Here is a 17523-nt window from a genome sequence, read left to right as displayed (position 1 = left end):
TTACTCCTTGGTGTCCGAGGTATCGGCGGCCTGGTGCTGGCTGTCTTCGGCAACAGCACGCTCGATCAGCGCCGACAGATGGGCACCACGGGTCACGCTTTCGTCGTAGTGGAAATGCAGTTGCGGCACGCTGCGCAGTTTCATTTCCTTGCCCAATTGCATACGCAGGAAGCCCGCGGCGGAATTGAGCACTTTCAGGCTTTGCTTGATGTCTTCAGCGCTGTCCTGGCCCATTACGGTGATATACACCTTGGCGTGGCCAACATCACGGCTGACGTCGACGGCGGTGATGGTCACAAGGCCCACGCGTGGGTCTTTGACTTCGCGACGAATCAGTTGGGCCAGCTCGCGCTGCATCTGATCGCCAATGCGTTGGGTACGGCTATATTCTTTTGCCATTTTTGCTACCTGTAACTAAAGCGGCAAACGCCCGACCAGGCTTGAGCCTGACCGGGCGTTGCGTTCAGAGTTGCTGACGACCGCCTTGCAACGGGCGTTTCGCACCTCCCATGCTCGATGCTTAGAGCGTACGAGCCACTTGGACTTTCTCGAAGACTTCGATCTTGTCACCGACTTTGACGTCGTTGTAGCTCTTCACGCCGATACCGCATTCCATGCCGGCACGCACTTCGGACGCATCGTCCTTGAAGCGACGCAGCGATTCCAGCTCGCCTTCGAAGATCACCACGTCCTCGCGCAGTACGCGGATTGGACGGTTACGGTAAACCACACCCTCGAGGACCATACAGCCCGCGATGGCGCCGAATTTCGGCGAGCGGAACACGTCACGGACTTCGGCGATACCCAGAATGTTCTCGCGAACATCGCTGCCGAGCATACCGGTCAGAGCTTTCTTGACGTCTTCAATGATGTCGTAGATCACGTTGTAGTAACGCATATCCAGACCTTCCTGCTCGACGATCTTGCGCGCACCGGCATCGGCACGTACGTTGAAGCCGAACAGTACTGCATTGGAAGCCAGGGCCAGGTTGGCGTCGCTCTCGGTGATACCACCGACACCGCCACCAATCACGCGAACCTGTACTTCGTCGTTGCCCAGACCGCTCAGGGAGCCCTGCAGGGCTTCGAGAGAACCACGAACATCGGACTTGAGAACGATGTTGAGGGTCTTCTTCTCTTCCTGGCCCATGTTCTCGAAGATGTTTTCGAGTTTGCCAGCGTGAGCGCGAGCCAGTTTGACTTCACGGAACTTGCCTTGACGGAACAGGGCAACTTCACGGGCTTTCTTCTCGTCAGCCACAACGCTCAGCTCGTCACCTGCGTCCGGCGTGCCATCCAGGCCGAGGATCTCGACTGGGATCGACGGACCGGCTTCCTTCACAGGCTTGCCGTTTTCGTCGAGCATGGCCCGTACACGGCCGTAGTTCGAACCGCACAGGACCATGTCGCCCTGACGCAGGGTACCGTCTTGAACCAGCACGGTAGCGACTGGGCCGCGACCCTTGTCCAGACGCGACTCGACGACGACACCACGACCCGGGGCCGATGGCGTAGCTTTGAGCTCGAGGATCTCGGCTTGCAGCAAAACGGCTTCAAGCAGTTCGTCGACACCGGTACCCATCTTCGCCGAAACCTTGACGAATGGAGTATCTCCACCCCAGTCCTCGGAGGTCACGCCTTCGACGGCCAACTCGTTGCGAATGCGATCGAGGTCAGCACCTGGCTTGTCGATCTTGTTCACAGCTACAACCAGTGGAACACCAGCGGCCTTGGCGTGCTGGACAGCTTCACGGGTTTGCGGCATCACACCATCGTCCGCCGCGACCACCAGGATCACGATGTCGGTGGCCTTGGCACCACGGGCACGCATGGCGGTAAACGCGGCGTGGCCAGGGGTGTCGAGGAAGGTGACCATGCCACGGTCGGTTTCCACGTGGTAAGCACCGATGTGCTGGGTAATACCACCGGCTTCGCCAGCAGCTACCTTGGCACGACGGATGTAGTCGAGCAGCGAGGTCTTACCGTGGTCAACGTGGCCCATTACGGTCACGACTGGTGCACGGGAGAAGGCCTCACCTTCAAACTTCAACGACTCAGCCAGGGAATCTTCCAGGGCGGTATCGCTGACCAGGGTGACCTTGTGGCCCAGCTCTTCGGCGATCAGCTGAGCTGTCTCCTGGTCGAGCACCTGGTTGATGGTCACCGGAGTGCCCAGCTTGAACATGAACTTGACCACTTCAGCGCCCTTGACGGACATCTGGTTGGCCAAATCGGAAACCGTGATGGTCTCGCCGATCTGCACGTCGCGGATAACCGGACCGGTCGGGTTCTGGAAACCGTGGGCATTGCGCTTCTTCGGCTTGCCCTTGCCACGGCCACCGCGACGGAAGCCATCGCTTTCTTCGTCGGTGGTACGCGGAGCGGCACGCGGGGTTGGCGCCTTTTCCTTTTCCTTGACCTTGACCGAAACGCGCGGCGCTTCGTTACGGCGCTCGCCACCACGACGATCGTCGTCACGCGACTTGTCATTGCGACGCACGTCGTCTTTCTTGCGGTCGGCAACCGGCGCCGGAGCGGCGTCAGCAGACTCGATCACCGGAGCCGCAGCCGGGGTAACCGGGGCAGCAGCTGGTGCGGCAGTCGCGCTAGCGGGCTGGCGACGAGCCTCTTCCTCGGCACGCTGACGTGCTTCGGCATCGGCTTTTTCACGGGCAGCGTTTTCGACTGCACGGCGCTCGTCCTGCTCACGCTTCTGCTCGGCCTGGATTTCTTCCGGGCTGCGCTGAACGAATACTTTCTTCTTGCGTACTTCTACGCTGATGCTCTTGCTACCGGCAACACGCAGGGTGCTGGTGGTCTTGCGCTGCAAGGTAATCTTGCGCGGCTCTTCCACCTTCGCCTTGTGGCTGCTCTTCAAATGAGCCAGCAAAGCCTGCTTCTCATTATCGGTCACTACCTGACCGGCGTCGGTGTGCGGCAGACCTGCCTCACGCATCTGCTGCAGCAGGCGCTCTACCGGTGCAGCGACCTCTTGGGCCAATTCTTTCACCGTGACTTGCGTCATGCACTTCTCTCCTCAGGCCGCGCCTAATTACTCGAACCAGTGGGCTCGGGCGGCCATGATCAACTTGCCGGCACGCTCTTGGTCGATGCCGTCGATGTCGAGCAGGTCGTCAATCGACTGCTCGGCCAGGTCTTCGCGGGTAACTACGCCGCGCACCGCCAGTTCCATCGCCAAATCCTTGTCCATACCCTCAAGCGAGAGCAGGTCTTCGGCCGGATGGGCGTCTGCCAGCTTTTCCTCAGTAGCGATGGCTTTGGTCAACAAACGATCCTTGGCACGAGCGCGAAGCTCATTGACGATGTCTTCGTCAAAGCCGTCGATGTTGAGCATTTCTTCCAACGGTACGTAGGCAATCTCTTCCAGGCTGGTGAAGCCTTCATCGACCAGCACCTGTGCCAGCTCTTCGTCGACTTCCAGCTCGTCGATGAAGTTGCGCAGGATGTCACCGGTTTCAGCTTGCTGCTTGGCCTGGATGTCCGATTCGGTCATCACGTTCAGGGTCCAGCCGGTCAACTGGCTGGCAAGACGCACGTTCTGGCCACCACGGCCAATCGCTTGGGCCAGGTTATCGGCACCCACCGCGATGTCCATGGCGTGGGCATCTTCATCGACGATAATCGCCGCGACTTCAGCCGGCGACATTGCGTTGATGACGAACTGTGCCGGGTTATCGTCCCACAGGACGATATCCACACGTTCGCCGCCCAGTTCACCGGACACTGCCTGGACACGCGAACCGCGCATGCCGATACAGGCACCTTGCGGGTCAATGCGTTTGTCCTTGGAGCGTACGGCGATTTTGGCACGCGAACCCGGATCACGGGACGCGGCCATGACTTCAATCAGGCCCTCGGCGATTTCCGGCACTTCGATGCGGAACAGTTCGATCAGCATCTGTGGCGCAGTACGCGACAGGATCAGCTGCGGGCCACGGTTCTCGGTGCGAATTTCCTTGAGCAGTGCACGCAGGCGTACACCAACACGGAAAGTCTCGCGGGAGATGATGTCTTCACGGGCCAGCAACGCTTCGGCGTTGTTGCCCAGGTCAACGATGACGTTGTCACGGGTGACCTTCTTGACGGTACCGGAGATGATCTCACCCAGACGCTCGCGGTAGGCATCTACCACTTGAGCGCGCTCGGCTTCACGGACCTTCTGAACGATGACTTGCTTGGCGGTCTGGGCAGCAATACGGCCGAACTCGATCGATTCGATCTTCTCTTCGATCACGTCGCCGACCTTGGCTTCAGGATGGGTTTCCTGAATCTTGGCAGGCCAGACTTCGATTGCTGGATCATCCAGATCTGCTTCTTCGACGACCGTCCAGCGACGGAAGGTTTCGTAGCTACCGGTGTGGCGGTTGATTTCCACCCGCAGGTCTACTTCGTCGTCAAAACGTTTTTTGGTTGCAGTGGCCAATGCCACTTCCAGCGCTTCAAAAATTACGCCGGCCGGTACGCCTTTTTCGTTGGATACCGACTCAACAACCAGCAGTACTTCTTTGCTCATCGTACGCCTCGCCTTTCGCAAGCCATTGGATCCGCGCGGTCCGCGGGACCCGGCACGTCTCAGTCAAAACTGGGAATAATGTTGGCCTTGTCGATCGAATCGATCGGCAACAGGTATTCGTTGTTGTCTACCTGGACAACCACATCCTGCTCCTCCACGCCACGGAGAAGGCCCTGAAAGTTACGACGACCGTCAAAGGGCGTACGCAGCTTGATCTTCACTTGTTCGCCGGCATGCGAAGCAAACTGTTCCAAGGTGAACAGTGGGCGATCCATGCCAGGAGAGGACACTTCAAGGGTATATTCGGAAGTAATCGGGTCTTCGACATCAAGAATCGCACTGGCTTGGTGACTGACTTTTGCACAGTCATCGACCAGGACGCCATCTTCTTTATCGATATAGATCCGCAGGACCGAATGTTTGCCTTGAGAGATGAATTCGATCCCCCAGCATTGATAGCCAAGAGCCTCGACCACCGGGGCCAACAAGGCCTGCAACTGTTCTAGCTTGCTCGACACCTGAACCCCCTCGTGCATGCTATGCAAATAAAAAATGGGCAAAGCGCCCATCCCTGATACGCCGTTGAATACCGGCGTTATGACTGTTCAGCCAAGAAAAAGCCCCTGCAAAAGGGGCTCCGCTGAAACTGGTTGCGGGGGCTGGATTTGAACCAACGACCTTCGGGTTATGAGCCCGACGAGCTACCAGACTGCTCCACCCCGCGACAAAGCTGGGGCGAAAGTATACGACCGAACCCTATTAGGGTCAATCTAACCTCCACCTACAAGAAAGCCCGCTGTAGCGGGCTGTCTTGTTTCAATTGGTACCGAGAAGGGGACTCGAACCCCTACACCCTATGGGCACAACCACCTCAAGGTTGCGTGTCTACCAATTCCACCACCTCGGCAATACTACTTTGAAACCCGTTACTTCTGCTCTTGAGCGGGAGGAACATCGCCAGTGTTAGTGGCTTCGCTCTTCTGCTCTTGGAGCACCGGCACATCATCTGCTGCCGGTTTTTGCTGCTTTACTTCCAACACTGCTGGATCTGGCAACCCTACTTGAGTCAGCTCATGAGCTTTCTCTTTAGCAAAGTATCCTAACCCAAGAGCAGTTAAGAAGAAAGAGGCAGCTAGTATAGCAGTAAACTTACTCAGAAAGGTAGCAGAACCTTGGCTTCCGAACACAGTATTTGAAGCACCTGCGCCGAAAGATGCACCCGCTTCCGCACCTTTACCCTGTTGCAGCAGCACCAGCACTACCAAACCCAGTGCGCCCAACAGATGAAAAACTACAACGACTGTTTCCAGCATTTTTCAGTTTCCTGCGGCGCGACAAATTGCACCGAATTCGTCTGCGTTCAGGGAAGCCCCACCAATCAGGCCCCCATCGATATCCGGCATGCCGAACAGCTCAGCCGCATTGGCCGCCTTCACGCTGCCGCCGTATAGAAGCTGCACATTCCGTGCAACTTCAGCATTCTTTGCCGCCAGCTGCGCGCGGATGGCTGCGTGCACATCCTGCGCTTGCTGTGGCGAGGCCGTCAGCCCTGTACCGATGGCCCATACAGGCTCATAAGCAATCACCGCATTGGCGAAGGCCTCAACACCGAAAGCTTCGATGATGCTGCCCAACTGACGCCCGACAATCTCAAGCGTTTTACCCGCTTCGCGCTCTTCGAGGGTTTCCCCTACGCAGAGCACCGGCTTCAAACCGCAAGCCTGTGCTGCAGCGAACTTGCGATTGAGGACTTCGTCGTTCTCGCCAATGATCTGGCGGCGCTCCGAGTGCCCAATCAATACCAGCCCGCAACCTGCATCAATCAACTGACTCGGAGCAATTTCACCAGTCAGCGCGCCTTGTGCAGGCTCTACCGCAGAATTCTGAGCGCCAACGGTGATCGACTTACCCTCTAGCCCATCAACCACTTGGCTGATGTACAACGAAGGAGGAAACACCGCGACCTCAACACCGCTCGGCAAGGCAAGATTACTCAAGCCATTGATCAGCTCAGCGACGCTGGCGCGGGTACCGTGCATCTTCCAGTTACCAGCTACCATAGGGCGACGCATGCTGTACCTCGTCGGTCAAAGTGGGCGCAGATGTTACCCAACCCGATCACTGCTGGCAAGCGTATTTCAAACGCAAACTTCACTTACCAGTTTTGCCAGGGCTTCGGCGTGAGCGCGAACCTGACTTTCGTCATCACCCTCAACCATAACCCGCACCAACGGCTCTGTTCCGGACTTGCGCAGCAATACCCGGCCACGCCCCGCCATTTCCTCGGTAACCCGGGCACTGGCCTCTTGAACTGCCGGGTGCTCCAACGGATCGACCTTGCTGGCACCAAAGCGCACATTGATCAGCACCTGCGGACACTTGCGCAGCCCCTGACGGGCCTGAGCTAGGGTCTCCTCGCGACGCTTAAGTGCCATCAACACCTGCAGCGCAGCAATGATCGCATCGCCGGTGGTGGTGTGACTGAAGCACACCACATGCCCGGAGTTCTCACCACCGAGCACCCATTCGCGCTCCTGCAATTCAGCCATTACGTAGCGGTCACCGACCTTGGCACGCACGAACGGGATATCGAGTTCCTTCAGGGCCAGCTCCAGCCCCAGATTGCTCATCAGGGTCCCCACCACCCCACCCTGGAGCTTGTTACGCTCTTGCAGGTCACGGGCGATGATGTACAGCAGTTCATCGCCATCGACGATGGCACCGGTATGGTCGACCATCAATACCCGGTCACCATCGCCATCGAAGGCAATACCCAGGTCGGCATGCCCGACCAGTACCGCTGCTTGCAACGATTCGATGTGGGTCGAACCACAGTTCTCATTGATATTCAGGCCGTCCGGCTGCGCCGACAACACAGTGACTTCAGCGCCGAGCTCACGAAACACGCTGGGCGCGACCTTGTAAGTGGCACCATGCGCACAATCGATCACCAGCTTGAGGCCAGCAAAGTCGGTGCTGCTCGGCACGCTGCTCTTGCAGAACTCGATGTAGCGCCCGGCCGCATCGTTGATTCGCGAAACCTTGCCCAACTTGCTCGACTCAACGACCGTCATCGGCTGATCAAGCAATTCCTCGATCATCAGCTCGACCTCATCCGGCAGCTTGGTGCCCTGGCCAGAGAAGAACTTGATACCGTTGTCGTCGTGCGGGTTATGTGAGGCACTGATGACGATGCCCGCCTCGGCATGGAACGTACGGGTCAGGTAGGCAATGGCCGGGGTAGGCATCGGCCCGAGCAACATCACATCAGCGCCTGCGGCGGACAAGCCTGCCTCTAACGCGGATTCGAACATGTAGCCAGAAATACGCGTGTCCTTGCCGACCAGCACCCGGCAAGCACCCTGCTTGCGGAAGGCCATGCCCGCAGCCCAACCGAGCTTGAGCATGAAATCAGGGGTGATCGGGTATTCACCGACGCGGCCACGAATACCGTCGGTACCAAAATATTTTCTGCTCATAGATGCTCCATCACGCTTATTCGGCGGCTTGAACCGCTGCAATCATCCGCACTACATCGGCGGTTTCGGCGACATCGTGAACGCGCAGGATGCTCGCACCCTTGGTCATCGCCAACGCAGCCAATGCCAGGCTGCCATAGAGTCGCTGCTCGACCGGACGGTCAAGGGTTTGCCCAATCATGCTCTTGCGCGAAACACCCACCAACAATGGCCGCCCCAGGCGATACAGGGCCTCCATGTGCTTGAACAGGCTGAGGTTGTGCGCAAGCGTCTTGGCAAAGCCGAACCCAGGATCAAGGATGATCCGCTGGGCATCGATACCCACCGCCGCACACGCCGCCATCCTTTGTTCAAGATAGCTCGCCACTTCGACGGTGACATCCTGGTAATGAGGATTGTCCTGCATATCGCCCGGCTCGCCCCGCATGTGCATCAGGCACACTGGCAAGCCAGTGGCCGCTGCAGCATCCAGGGCACCATCACGACTGAGTGAACGGACATCATTGATCAAGCCGGCGCCAAGCCTGGCCGATTCGCGAATGACCGCAGGTGTCGAGGTATCGACAGAAATGATCACATCCAGCTCGCGATGGATCGCTTCGACCATCGGCGCCACCCGCTCCAGCTCTTCGAGTGCTGAAACGGCCCTGGCACCTGGTCGGGTGGACTCGCCACCGATATCAATCAGTGTGGCACCGGCCGCGACCATGGCCTCGGCATGACGCAATGCTGCATCACGCTGATTGAAGCGGCCGCCATCGGAAAAGGAATCGGGAGTGATATTGAGAATACCCATGACATGGGTACGAGACAAATCAAGAACCCGGTTGCCGCAAGGCAACCGGGTTGGGTACTGCTGTGAGGTCATATGAGCCCTTAGATTTGCGCCGCTGGGCCGCCGATCGGCGTTTCCGGACGATCTCCCTGCTGCGCAGGCGTGCCCGAAGTACCCGATCCACCTTCCCAGTCACGTGGCTCGCGCGGAGTACGACCAGCCATGATGTCGTCGATCTGCTCGGCATCAATGGTCTCGTACTTCATCAAGGCGTCAGCCATGGCGTCAAGCTTGTCGCGGTTGTCGGTAAGGATCTGCTTGGCGGTGGCATAACACTGATCGATGATGCTGCGCACCTCGGAATCAATCAACTTGGCCGTTTCGCCCGAGACGCTGGCGTGCTGGGAGCCGGCACTGCGGCCCAGGAACACTTCGCCTTCTTCCTCGGCATACATCAGCGGCCCCAGTTTTTCCGACAGGCCCCACTTGGTGACCATGTTCCGGGCAATCTGACTGGCACGCATGATGTCATTGGATGCACCGGTGGTCACACCGTCAAAGCCCAGAGTCATTTCCTCGGCGATACGGCCGCCGTACAGCGAGCAGATCTGACTGATCAGGGCGCGCTTGGACAGGCTGTAACGGTCCTCTTCAGGGAGGAACATGGTGACACCCAAAGCCCGGCCACGTGGAATGATCGAGACCTTGTAGACCGGATCGTGCTCAGGCACGACACGACCGACGATGGCATGACCCGCTTCATGATAAGCGGTGTTCTGCTTCTCTTTCTCGGACATGACCATGGACTTGCGCTCGGCGCCCATCATGATCTTGTCTTTGGCCAACTCGAACTCTTTCATTTCGACGGTGCGCTTACCGCCACGGGCAGCAAACAGCGAAGCCTCGTTAACCAGGTTAGCCAGGTCAGCACCGGAGAAACCAGGAGTACCACGGGCAATGACCGCCGGATTGACGTTCTCGCCGACCGGCACTTTGCGCATGTGCACCTTGAGAATCTGCTCACGGCCACGGATATCCGGCAGACCGACCACAACCTGACGGTCGAAACGGCCTGGACGCAGCAACGCTGGGTCAAGCACGTCCGGACGGTTGGTCGCGGCAATGACGATGATGCCGTCATTCATTTCGAAGCCGTCCATCTCTACCAGCAACTGGTTGAGGGTCTGTTCACGCTCGTCGTGACCGCCGCCCATGCCGGCACCACGATGACGACCGACGGCATCGATCTCGTCGATGAAAATAATGCACGGTGCGTGCTTCTTGGCCTGCTCGAACATGTCGCGAACACGGCTGGCACCCACACCGACGAACATTTCGACGAAGTCAGAACCGGAGATTGTGAAGAATGGTACTTTGGCTTCCCCGGCAATGGCCTTGGCCAGCAGGGTTTTACCGGTACCTGGTGGGCCGACCATCAGCACACCACGCGGAATACGACCACCCAGGCGCTGGAACTTGCCCGGATCGCGCAGAAACTCTACCAACTCGCCGACTTCTTCCTTGGCCTCGTCGCAACCTGCGACGTCGGCCAAGGTCGTTTTGACCTGATCTTCAGAGAGCAGGCGTGCCTTGCTCTTGCCGAAACTCATCGGCCCGCCTTTGCCACCTGCACCACCTTGCATCTGGCGCATGAAGAACATGAAGACGGCAATGATGACCAGGATCGGGAAGCTGGCAACCAGCAGTTGAGTCCAGATGGACTGCTGTTCAGGCTGCTTACCTTCGACCACGACATGGTTGTCGACCAGATCGCCGATCAGGCCGTTGTCGGCAATGGCAGGACGAATAGTCTTGAAGCTATCGCCATCGGTGCGTTTGCCAGTAATGACATAGCCATCGACCGCTACGCGTTCGACCTTGCCATCCTTGACCTGCTGAATGAAGTCGGAATAGTTGAGGGTCTGCGGCTCATTCGGGCTGGAGAAGTTGTTCATCACCGTCACCAGGACAGCTGCGATGATCAACCACAGGATCAAGTTCTTTGCCATATCGTTCAATTAGCTACCCTCTGAAGCCGGCTGACGGCGCAGCCGTGCCTCGCATGATATTCACCGGCCTAACTTACTACATAACCTACACATCTGCAGGCGCCGTCTGTAACCCTTTGTGAAACCTAGACTACACGATGTTCATCCAGGTCAGGCAGGACAGCCGATTGGAAATAACTATCGGACACCCTGAAAGCCACCGGCCTGAAGCCTTACTCGCCGCGATAACCCCTCGCCAGCATGTACTGCTCACGGGAGCGATCCCGCGAGGAATCTGGTTTGAGCATTATGACTTTGTCGAACTTTTTACGGGCATCTTTCAGATACACGTCAAATCCTTCGCCCTGGAAGATCTTGATTACAAAATCGCCACCGGGCTTGAGCACCCGGGTTGCCAGGTCAAGCGCCAATTCGCACAGAAACATGGCCTTGGGCATGTCCACGGCAGGCGTACCACTCATATTGGGGGCCATATCGGAAATCACAAGGTCTACGTGTGAATTACCAACCGCCTCAAGAATCTGCGCCAACACTTCGTCCTGGGTAAAATCACCGCGAATGAAGGTGACATCGGGAATGCTGTCCATTTCCAGGATGTCAGAGGCGATCAGACGCCCCTGACCGCCGATCAGACGACTGGTCACCTGCGACCAGCCACCGGGCGCCGCGCCGAGATCGATCACACTCATACCCGGGCGAATCAAACGGTACTTTTCCTGAATTTCCAGCAATTTATAGCTCGCACGCGAGCGATAACCATCCTTTTGCGCCTTTTTGACGTAAGGATCGTTGAAATGTTCTTTTAGCCAGCCAAGGCTTGTCTTGGAACGCGCCATTGGGCACCTCGATGATAAGGGTCGTGATTAACTGGGCGGATCCACGGGCCCTCGGGTAAAATGGCCGCCATTTTTACAGAATCAGACAAAGGGTCAGATTATGCCGCTCAATAACGAGCAGAAGAAACAGTACAAATCCATTGGCCACGACCTGAAACCAGTTCTGATTGTGGCAGGCAATGGACTGACTGAAGGCGTTATCGCCGAACTCGAACGCGCTCTGGCTGATCATGAATTGATCAAGGTCGAGATTCGTTCGGAAGATCGCGAAGAACGTGCTGCCGCAATCGCTGCGCTGTGCAAAGCAGGCCGCGCCGAACTGGTGCAGACCATCGGCAAAAAGGCGCTGATCTACCGCCGCAATCCACAGCCGAACAAGCAGCTGTCGAACATCCATCGCTACAAGTGATGTTCGCCGCGGTCAGTGGCGCGCTTTGCGCGCCCTGCCCGGCACCGGCTGCATGACCAGCAGCAAGCCAGTAAGACCCAACACCAGGTAACAGAACAATTGCCAGCGCAGCTCTTGGGGCAACCCCACGCGCAAGGCGAAATACGCCACGCACGCCAGCATCGCCATCAACAGCAATTGCCCACGCATGTCCCGCCACAAACTGGCCAGGCCCTGCGCCTGAACCAGCACCATCACTTGTACACCTGCGCAAAACGCCGCAAAGGCTACCAGTAAAGATGCCATCAGGCTGCCAATGTCTTCGATCAACAGCGGCGCCAGACCAACTTTGCCTAACGCCGGCAATAAACCAAAATGCAGCATCCACAGGCCGCCAACCCAGAACACCTGGGTCAGCTGCCAGATCACCGTGGCCGCGGCAAAGCCGCGGCGCCGATCAGATGTGTGCGACTTCGACAATCTCGTACTCGACCAGGCCGCTCGGAGTCTTAACCGCTACCACGTCGCCTTCTTCCTTGCCCATCAGGGCGCGGGCGATGGGCGAACCCACCGACAGCTTGCCCGCCTTGATATCGGCTTCGTCCTCACCGACGATCTTGTATTTCACACTCTCGTCCGTCTCGACGTTGGCGATTTCAACGGTGGTACCGAAGATCACCTTGCCGGTATGAGCGATGGTGGTGACATCAATCACCACCGCGTTCTGCAGACGGCCTTCGATGTCACGGATGCGCGCCTCGACCATGCCCTGCTCTTCACGAGCGGCGTGGTACTCGGCGTTTTCCTTGAGGTCACCGAGCTCACGAGCCTCGCCAATGGCTTGGCTCAAACGCGGACGCTCGGTCTTGCTGAGGAATTCGTGTTCTTCCTCCAGGGCGCGATGGCCCTGGACAGTCATGGGGTATTTGATCATGCCTTGAGTCCTGCATGGAGATCCTGCAAGCGACGCACGGTCTTTTCCGGACCGAACTTGAGCGCTTCACAGATAGCTTCACCGGCCGCAATGGTAGTAGTGCAGTAGATCTTGTGCTGCAACGCATTGCGACGAATCGAGTAGGAGTCAGCGATCGACTGACGACCTTCGGTGGTGTTGATGATCAGCGACACTTCGTCGTTCTTGATCATGTCGACCACGTGCGGACGACCTTCGGTCACTTTGTTCACGCGACGCACTTTCAAGCCAGCCGCTTCGATGACCTTGGCGGTACCGACGGTGGCAACCACTTCGAAGCCCAGGGCGATCAGGTCGCGAGCAACACCAGCCACTTGTGGCTTGTCGTCGTCACGCACACTGATGAACGCAGTGCCGCCGGTCGGCAACACTTCGCTGGCACCCATCTGGGCCTTGGCGAACGCTTCACCGAAGCTATCGCCGACACCCATGACTTCACCGGTGGATTTCATTTCTGGGCCGAGGATCGGGTCAACACCCGGGAACTTGGCGAACGGGAACACCGCTTCTTTGACGCTGTAGAAGTTAGGAATGATTTCCTGGGTGAAACCGATTTCCTTCAGCGACTTACCGGCCATCACGCGAGCGGCAATCATCGCCAGCGAAGTGCCGATGCACTTGGAAACGAAAGGCACGGTGCGCGAAGCGCGCGGGTTGACTTCGATCACGTAGATCTTGTCGCCCTGCAGCGCCAGCTGGACGTTCATCAGGCCAACAACCCCCAGTTCCAGGGCCATTTTCTTGACCTGTTCACGGACTTCATCCTGAACATGAGCTGGCAACGAGTACGGTGGCAGCGAGCACGCCGAGTCACCGGAGTGAACACCGGCCTGTTCGATGTGCTGCATGATCGCACCGATTACCACGTCCTTGCCGTCGCAGACCGCATCCACGTCCATCTCGATGGCGCAGTTGAGGAAGTGGTCGAGCAGTACCGGGCTGTCGTTGGAAACTTGTACCGCTTCACGCAGGTAGCGCTTGAGCTCGTCCAGTTCGTAGACGATCTCCATTGCGCGGCCACCCAATACGTAGGACGGGCGCACCACCAGCGGGTAACCGATGACACCAGCAGCGCGAATCGCTTCGTCTTCGCTGCGAACAGTGGCGTTTGGCGGCTGCAGCAGATTCAGGCGCTGAACCATGTGCTGGAAACGCTCACGGTCTTCGGCACGGTCGATAGCGTCAGGGCTGGTACCGATGATCGGTACGCCGGCTTCTTCCAGGGCGCGAGCCAGTTTCAGTGGGGTCTGGCCACCGTAGTGAACGATCACACCTTTTGGCTTCTCGACGCGAACTACTTCCAGCACGTCTTCCAGCGTCAGCGGCTCGAAGTACAAGCGGTCGGAGGTGTCGTAGTCGGTGGAGACGGTTTCCGGGTTACAGTTGACCATGATGGTCTCGTAACCGTCTTCGCGCAGGGCCAGTGCCGCGTGCACACAGCAGTAGTCGAACTCGATACCTTGACCGATACGGTTAGGACCGCCACCAAGGATCATAATCTTGTCACGGGTCGACGGGTTGGCCTCGCACTCTTCCTCGTAGGTCGAGTACAGGTAGGCGGTGTCAGTGGCGAACTCGGCGGCGCAGGTGTCGACGCGCTTGTAGACCGGGAACACTTCCAGCTTGTGACGATGGCGACGCAGGTTCTTGTCGGTGATACCCAACAGTTTGGCCAGACGCTGGTCAGAGAAGCCTTTACGCTTCAGACGCAGCATCAGGTCCTTGTCGATCGCCGACAGTGCGAGGGTTTTGACCTTCTCTTCTTCTTTGATCAGGTCTTCCATCTGCACCAGGAACCAGTGGTCGATACCGGTCAGGGCGAAGATTTCGTCGCAGGTCATACCGGCGCGCATGGCATCAGCGACGTACCAGATACGCTCAGCGCCCGGCACGGTCAGCTCGCGCTTGAGGATGCTGCTGGCTTCAGGGCTGGCCAGGTCGACCTTCGGGTCGAGGCCGCAAACACCAACTTCCAGACCGCGCAGCGCTTTTTGCAGCGACTCCTGGAAGGTCCGGCCGATGGCCATGACTTCACCCACGGATTTCATCTGGGTGGTCAGACGGGCGTCGGCTTTCGGGAATTTTTCGAAGGCAAAACGTGGCAGCTTGGTAACCACGTAGTCGATCGACGGCTCGAACGAGGCCGGGGTACGACCGCCGGTGATGTCGTTCTGCAGTTCGTCGAGGGTGTAACCGACGGCCAGCTTGGCAGCGATCTTGGCAATCGGGAAGCCAGTGGCTTTCGAGGCCAGCGCCGAGGAGCGCGACACACGCGGGTTCATTTCGATGACGACCATGCGGCCGGTGTCCGGGCAGATACCGAACTGCACGTTGGAACCGCCGGTTTCAACACCGATTTCACGCAGCACCGCCAGCGAGGCGTTGCGCATGATCTGGTATTCCTTGTCGGTCAGGGTCTGTGCAGGTGCGACAGTGATCGAGTCACCCGTGTGCACGCCCATCGGGTCGAAGTTTTCGATCGAGCAGACGATGATGCAGTTGTCCTTTTTGTCGCGGACCACTTCCATCTCGTACTCTTTCCAGCCGATCAGCGATTCGTCGATCAGCAGCTCTTTGGTTGGCGACAGGTCCAGACCACGAGCGCAAATTTCTTCGAACTCTTCACGGTTGTAAGCGATGCCGCCACCAGTGCCGCCCATGGTGAAGGACGGACGGATGATGCACGGGAAGCCAAGCTTCTCGAGCACAGCGTTGGCTTCTTCCATGCTATGAGCGATACCGGAGCGCGGGCACTCAAGACCGATGGCCTTCATGGCGGTGTCGAAGCGCGAACGGTCTTCAGCCTTGTCGATGGTGTCGGCGTTGGCACCGATCATCTCCACGCCAAACTTCTCCAGAACGCCTTCGCGCTCCAGGTCCAGGGCGCAGTTCAGCGCAGTCTGGCCACCCATGGTTGGCAGCAGCGCGTCCGGACGCTCTTTCTCGATGATCTTGGCCACCGTTTGCCATTTGATCGGCTCGATGTAGGTGGCGTCGGCCATGGCCGGGTCGGTCATGATGGTGGCTGGGTTGGAGTTCACCAGGATGACGCGATAGCCTTCCTCGCGCAGGGCTTTACACGCCTGGGCACCGGAGTAGTCGAATTCGCAGGCCTGGCCGATCACGATCGGGCCAGCGCCGAGAATCAGGATGCTTTTAATGTCTGTACGTTTTGGCATGGGTTGTCACTCAATTCCGCAGGTCAGTCGGCAAGCCGCATTGAACAATCTTGGGGGCGGCACCTGAACGCGGCTTGCACCGGTCCAGGGCCTTCTCGCCAGGTGCTCAGCGGCGCTTGGCCATGGCATCGATGAAACGGTCGAACAGTGGCGCGACGTCGGTCGGGCCTGGGCTGGCTTCAGGGTGACCCTGGAAGCTGAACGCGCTCTTGTCGGTGCGCTCGATCCCTTGCAGGGTACCGTCGAACAGCGACTTGTGAATGGCGCGCACGTTACCTGGCAGGGTGGCTTCATCGACTGCGAAGCCGTGGTTCTGACTGGTGATCATTACCACGCCAGTGTCCAGGTCCTGGACTGGGTGGTTGGCGCCATGGTGACCATGACCCATTTTCACGGTCTTGGCACCGGAGGCCAGGGCCAGCAGTTGGTGGCCCAGGCAGATACCGAACACTGGGGTCTCGGTTTCGAGGATATCCTTGATCGCCTGGATCGCGTAGTCACATGGCTCCGGATCACCTGGGCCGTTGGACAGGAACACGCCATCCGGGTTGAGTGCCAGGACTTCGCTGGCCGGGGTTTGTGCCGGCACGACGGTCAGGCGGCAGCCGCGAGCAACCAGCATGCGCAGGATGTTCAGCTTGACGCCAAAGTCGTAGGCGACCACGTGGTATGGCAGCTCGGCGGCCTCGATGGTCGCGTGACTGTCGGTTTTCAGCTCCCAGACGCTGGAGCGCCATTCATAGCTGGACTTGGTGCTGACCACTTTGGCCAGGTCCATGCCCTTGAGGCCCGGGAAGCCGCGAGCGGCGGCAATTGCAGCCTCTTCGCTGATGTTGTCGCCGGCCAGGATGCAGCCGTTCTGCGCGCCCTTCTCACGCAGGATGCGCGTCAGGCGACGCGTGTCGATCCCGGCGATCGCAACCACGTTGTTGGCTTTGAGGTAGTCAGGCAGCGACTGCTTGTTGCGCCAGTTGCTGGCAATCAGAGGCAGATCACGAATGACCAGACCGGCCGACCAGACACGGTCGGACTCGGCATCTTCCGGCGTGGTGCCGGTATTGCCAATGTGCGGGTAAGTCAGGGTAACGATTTGCTGCGCATAGGAAGGGTCAGTCAGGATTTCCTGATAGCCGGTCATTGCGGTGTTAAACACCACCTCACCAACGGTCTGACCGTCGGCTCCAATGGCTTCACCGCGAAAAATGCTGCCATCGGCAAGGGCGAGTATGGCTGGCTTAGTCAAGAAGACCTCCCGTAAATCAAGCCTGAAGGGGCGATCGCAGGTTGCAAAAAAGCGGAATGACGTATAGACACGTCACCCCGCTTTCTTCGTCGAATTATCTGCGCGCT

The 17523-nt window shown here is 58.3% G+C and carries 15 protein-coding genes and 2 tRNA genes; 1 reads left to right on the top strand and 16 read right to left on the bottom strand.

Annotated elements, in window-relative coordinates; translation table 11 throughout:
- The 12 genes from rbfA to rlmE form a co-directional block, all read right to left on the bottom strand.
- Positions 1–399, bottom strand: coding sequence for a 30S ribosome-binding factor RbfA (rbfA, locus tag CX511_RS04250; protein WP_028944523.1), 399 nt, complete (start codon positions 397–399; stop codon positions 1–3).
- Positions 400–520: 121 nt separating this feature from the next.
- On the bottom strand, positions 521–3025 hold the full coding sequence (gene infB / locus CX511_RS04245; protein WP_045182771.1) for a translation initiation factor IF-2: 2505 nt from the start codon (positions 3023–3025) through the stop codon (positions 521–523).
- Between the two features lie 27 nt (positions 3026–3052).
- Positions 3053–4534 (bottom strand): transcription termination factor NusA, encoded by a 1482-nt coding sequence (gene nusA, locus CX511_RS04240; RefSeq protein ID WP_028944525.1) that lies wholly within the window; start codon positions 4532–4534, stop codon positions 3053–3055.
- A gap of 59 nt (positions 4535–4593) precedes the next feature.
- On the bottom strand, positions 4594–5052 hold the full coding sequence (rimP, locus tag CX511_RS04235; RefSeq protein WP_045182876.1) for a ribosome maturation factor RimP: 459 nt from the start codon (positions 5050–5052) through the stop codon (positions 4594–4596).
- Positions 5053–5181: 129 nt separating this feature from the next.
- Positions 5182–5258, bottom strand: a tRNA-Met gene (locus CX511_RS04230).
- A 97-nt stretch (positions 5259–5355) separates the two neighbouring features.
- Positions 5356–5441: transfer RNA gene (locus CX511_RS04225), tRNA-Leu, on the bottom strand.
- 19 nt (positions 5442–5460) lie between these two features.
- Positions 5461–5847 (bottom strand): preprotein translocase subunit SecG, encoded by a 387-nt coding sequence (gene secG / locus CX511_RS04220; RefSeq protein ID WP_045182769.1) that lies wholly within the window; start codon positions 5845–5847, stop codon positions 5461–5463.
- A 3-nt stretch (positions 5848–5850) separates the two neighbouring features.
- Complete coding sequence (tpiA, locus tag CX511_RS04215) at positions 5851–6606, bottom strand: triose-phosphate isomerase (protein WP_101292255.1); 756 nt, start codon at positions 6604–6606, stop codon at positions 5851–5853.
- Positions 6607–6672: 66 nt separating this feature from the next.
- Positions 6673–8013, bottom strand: a complete 1341-nt coding sequence (gene glmM / locus CX511_RS04210; RefSeq protein WP_045182765.1) for a phosphoglucosamine mutase — start codon at positions 8011–8013, stop codon at positions 6673–6675.
- Positions 8014–8029: 16 nt separating this feature from the next.
- The gene (gene folP / locus CX511_RS04205) at positions 8030–8881 is read right to left on the bottom strand and encodes a dihydropteroate synthase (protein WP_045182763.1); all 852 of its coding nucleotides are present in this window, start codon (positions 8879–8881) and stop codon (positions 8030–8032) included.
- Positions 8882–8889: 8 nt separating this feature from the next.
- Entirely contained in the window at positions 8890–10797 is a 1908-nt protein-coding gene (gene ftsH / locus CX511_RS04200) for an ATP-dependent zinc metalloprotease FtsH (protein ID WP_101292256.1), read from the bottom strand.
- Positions 10798–11009: 212 nt separating this feature from the next.
- Positions 11010–11633, bottom strand: coding sequence for a 23S rRNA (uridine(2552)-2'-O)-methyltransferase RlmE (gene rlmE / locus CX511_RS04195; protein WP_045182759.1), 624 nt, complete (start codon positions 11631–11633; stop codon positions 11010–11012).
- Between the two features lie 100 nt (positions 11634–11733).
- On the opposite strand from rlmE, the gene yhbY reads away from it, so the two are divergent.
- Positions 11734–12042, top strand: a complete 309-nt coding sequence (gene yhbY, locus CX511_RS04190) for a ribosome assembly RNA-binding protein YhbY (RefSeq protein WP_038606752.1) — start codon at positions 11734–11736, stop codon at positions 12040–12042.
- Positions 12043–12054: 12 nt separating this feature from the next.
- On the opposite strand, the gene CX511_RS04185 is transcribed toward yhbY, so the two are convergent.
- From CX511_RS04185 to carA, 4 genes are all read right to left on the bottom strand, one after another.
- Positions 12055–12450, bottom strand: coding sequence for a hypothetical protein (locus CX511_RS04185; RefSeq protein WP_045182874.1), 396 nt, complete (start codon positions 12448–12450; stop codon positions 12055–12057).
- A gap of 28 nt (positions 12451–12478) precedes the next feature.
- On the bottom strand, positions 12479–12955 hold the full coding sequence (greA, locus tag CX511_RS04180) for a transcription elongation factor GreA (protein ID WP_045182755.1): 477 nt from the start codon (positions 12953–12955) through the stop codon (positions 12479–12481).
- Positions 12952–16173 carry a carbamoyl-phosphate synthase large subunit gene (gene carB, locus CX511_RS04175; RefSeq protein ID WP_045182752.1) on the bottom strand — a complete coding sequence of 1074 codons (3222 nt, stop codon included), beginning with the start codon at positions 16171–16173 and terminating at the stop codon, positions 12952–12954. The genes greA and carB overlap by 4 nt, the downstream gene beginning before the upstream one ends.
- A gap of 106 nt (positions 16174–16279) precedes the next feature.
- On the bottom strand, positions 16280–17416 hold the full coding sequence (gene carA / locus CX511_RS04170) for a glutamine-hydrolyzing carbamoyl-phosphate synthase small subunit (RefSeq protein WP_045182750.1): 1137 nt from the start codon (positions 17414–17416) through the stop codon (positions 16280–16282).
- Positions 17417–17523 lie beyond the last annotated feature (107 nt).

The sequence above is a fragment of the Pseudomonas sp. S06B 330 genome (genome assembly GCF_002845275.2).
In the GTDB taxonomy this organism is placed as follows: Bacteria; Pseudomonadota; Gammaproteobacteria; order Pseudomonadales; family Pseudomonadaceae; genus Aquipseudomonas.
Note: the sequence above shows the minus strand (reverse complement) of the source record. Positions and strands in the feature narration are given on the sequence as shown.

Coding starts and splice junctions, on each gene's coding strand:
- rbfA (WP_028944523.1), bottom strand. CDS start 399: ATGGCAAAAGAATATAGCCGTACCCAACGCATTGGCGATCAGATGCAG.
- infB (WP_045182771.1), bottom strand. CDS start 3,025: ATGACGCAAGTCACGGTGAAAGAATTGGCCCAAGAGGTCGCTGCACCG.
- nusA (WP_028944525.1), bottom strand. CDS start 4,534: ATGAGCAAAGAAGTACTGCTGGTTGTTGAGTCGGTATCCAACGAAAAA.
- secG (WP_045182769.1), bottom strand. CDS start 5,847: ATGCTGGAAACAGTCGTTGTAGTTTTTCATCTGTTGGGCGCACTGGGT.
- tpiA (WP_101292255.1), bottom strand. CDS start 6,606: ATGCGTCGCCCTATGGTAGCTGGTAACTGGAAGATGCACGGTACCCGC.
- glmM (WP_045182765.1), bottom strand. CDS start 8,013: ATGAGCAGAAAATATTTTGGTACCGACGGTATTCGTGGCCGCGTCGGT.
- folP (WP_045182763.1), bottom strand. CDS start 8,881: ATGACCTCACAGCAGTACCCAACCCGGTTGCCTTGCGGCAACCGGGTT.
- ftsH (WP_101292256.1), bottom strand. CDS start 10,797: ATGGCAAAGAACTTGATCCTGTGGTTGATCATCGCAGCTGTCCTGGTG.
- rlmE (WP_045182759.1), bottom strand. CDS start 11,633: ATGGCGCGTTCCAAGACAAGCCTTGGCTGGCTAAAAGAACATTTCAAC.
- yhbY (WP_038606752.1), top strand. CDS start 11,734: ATGCCGCTCAATAACGAGCAGAAGAAACAGTACAAATCCATTGGCCAC.
- greA (WP_045182755.1), bottom strand. CDS start 12,955: ATGATCAAATACCCCATGACTGTCCAGGGCCATCGCGCCCTGGAGGAA.
- carB (WP_045182752.1), bottom strand. CDS start 16,173: ATGCCAAAACGTACAGACATTAAAAGCATCCTGATTCTCGGCGCTGGC.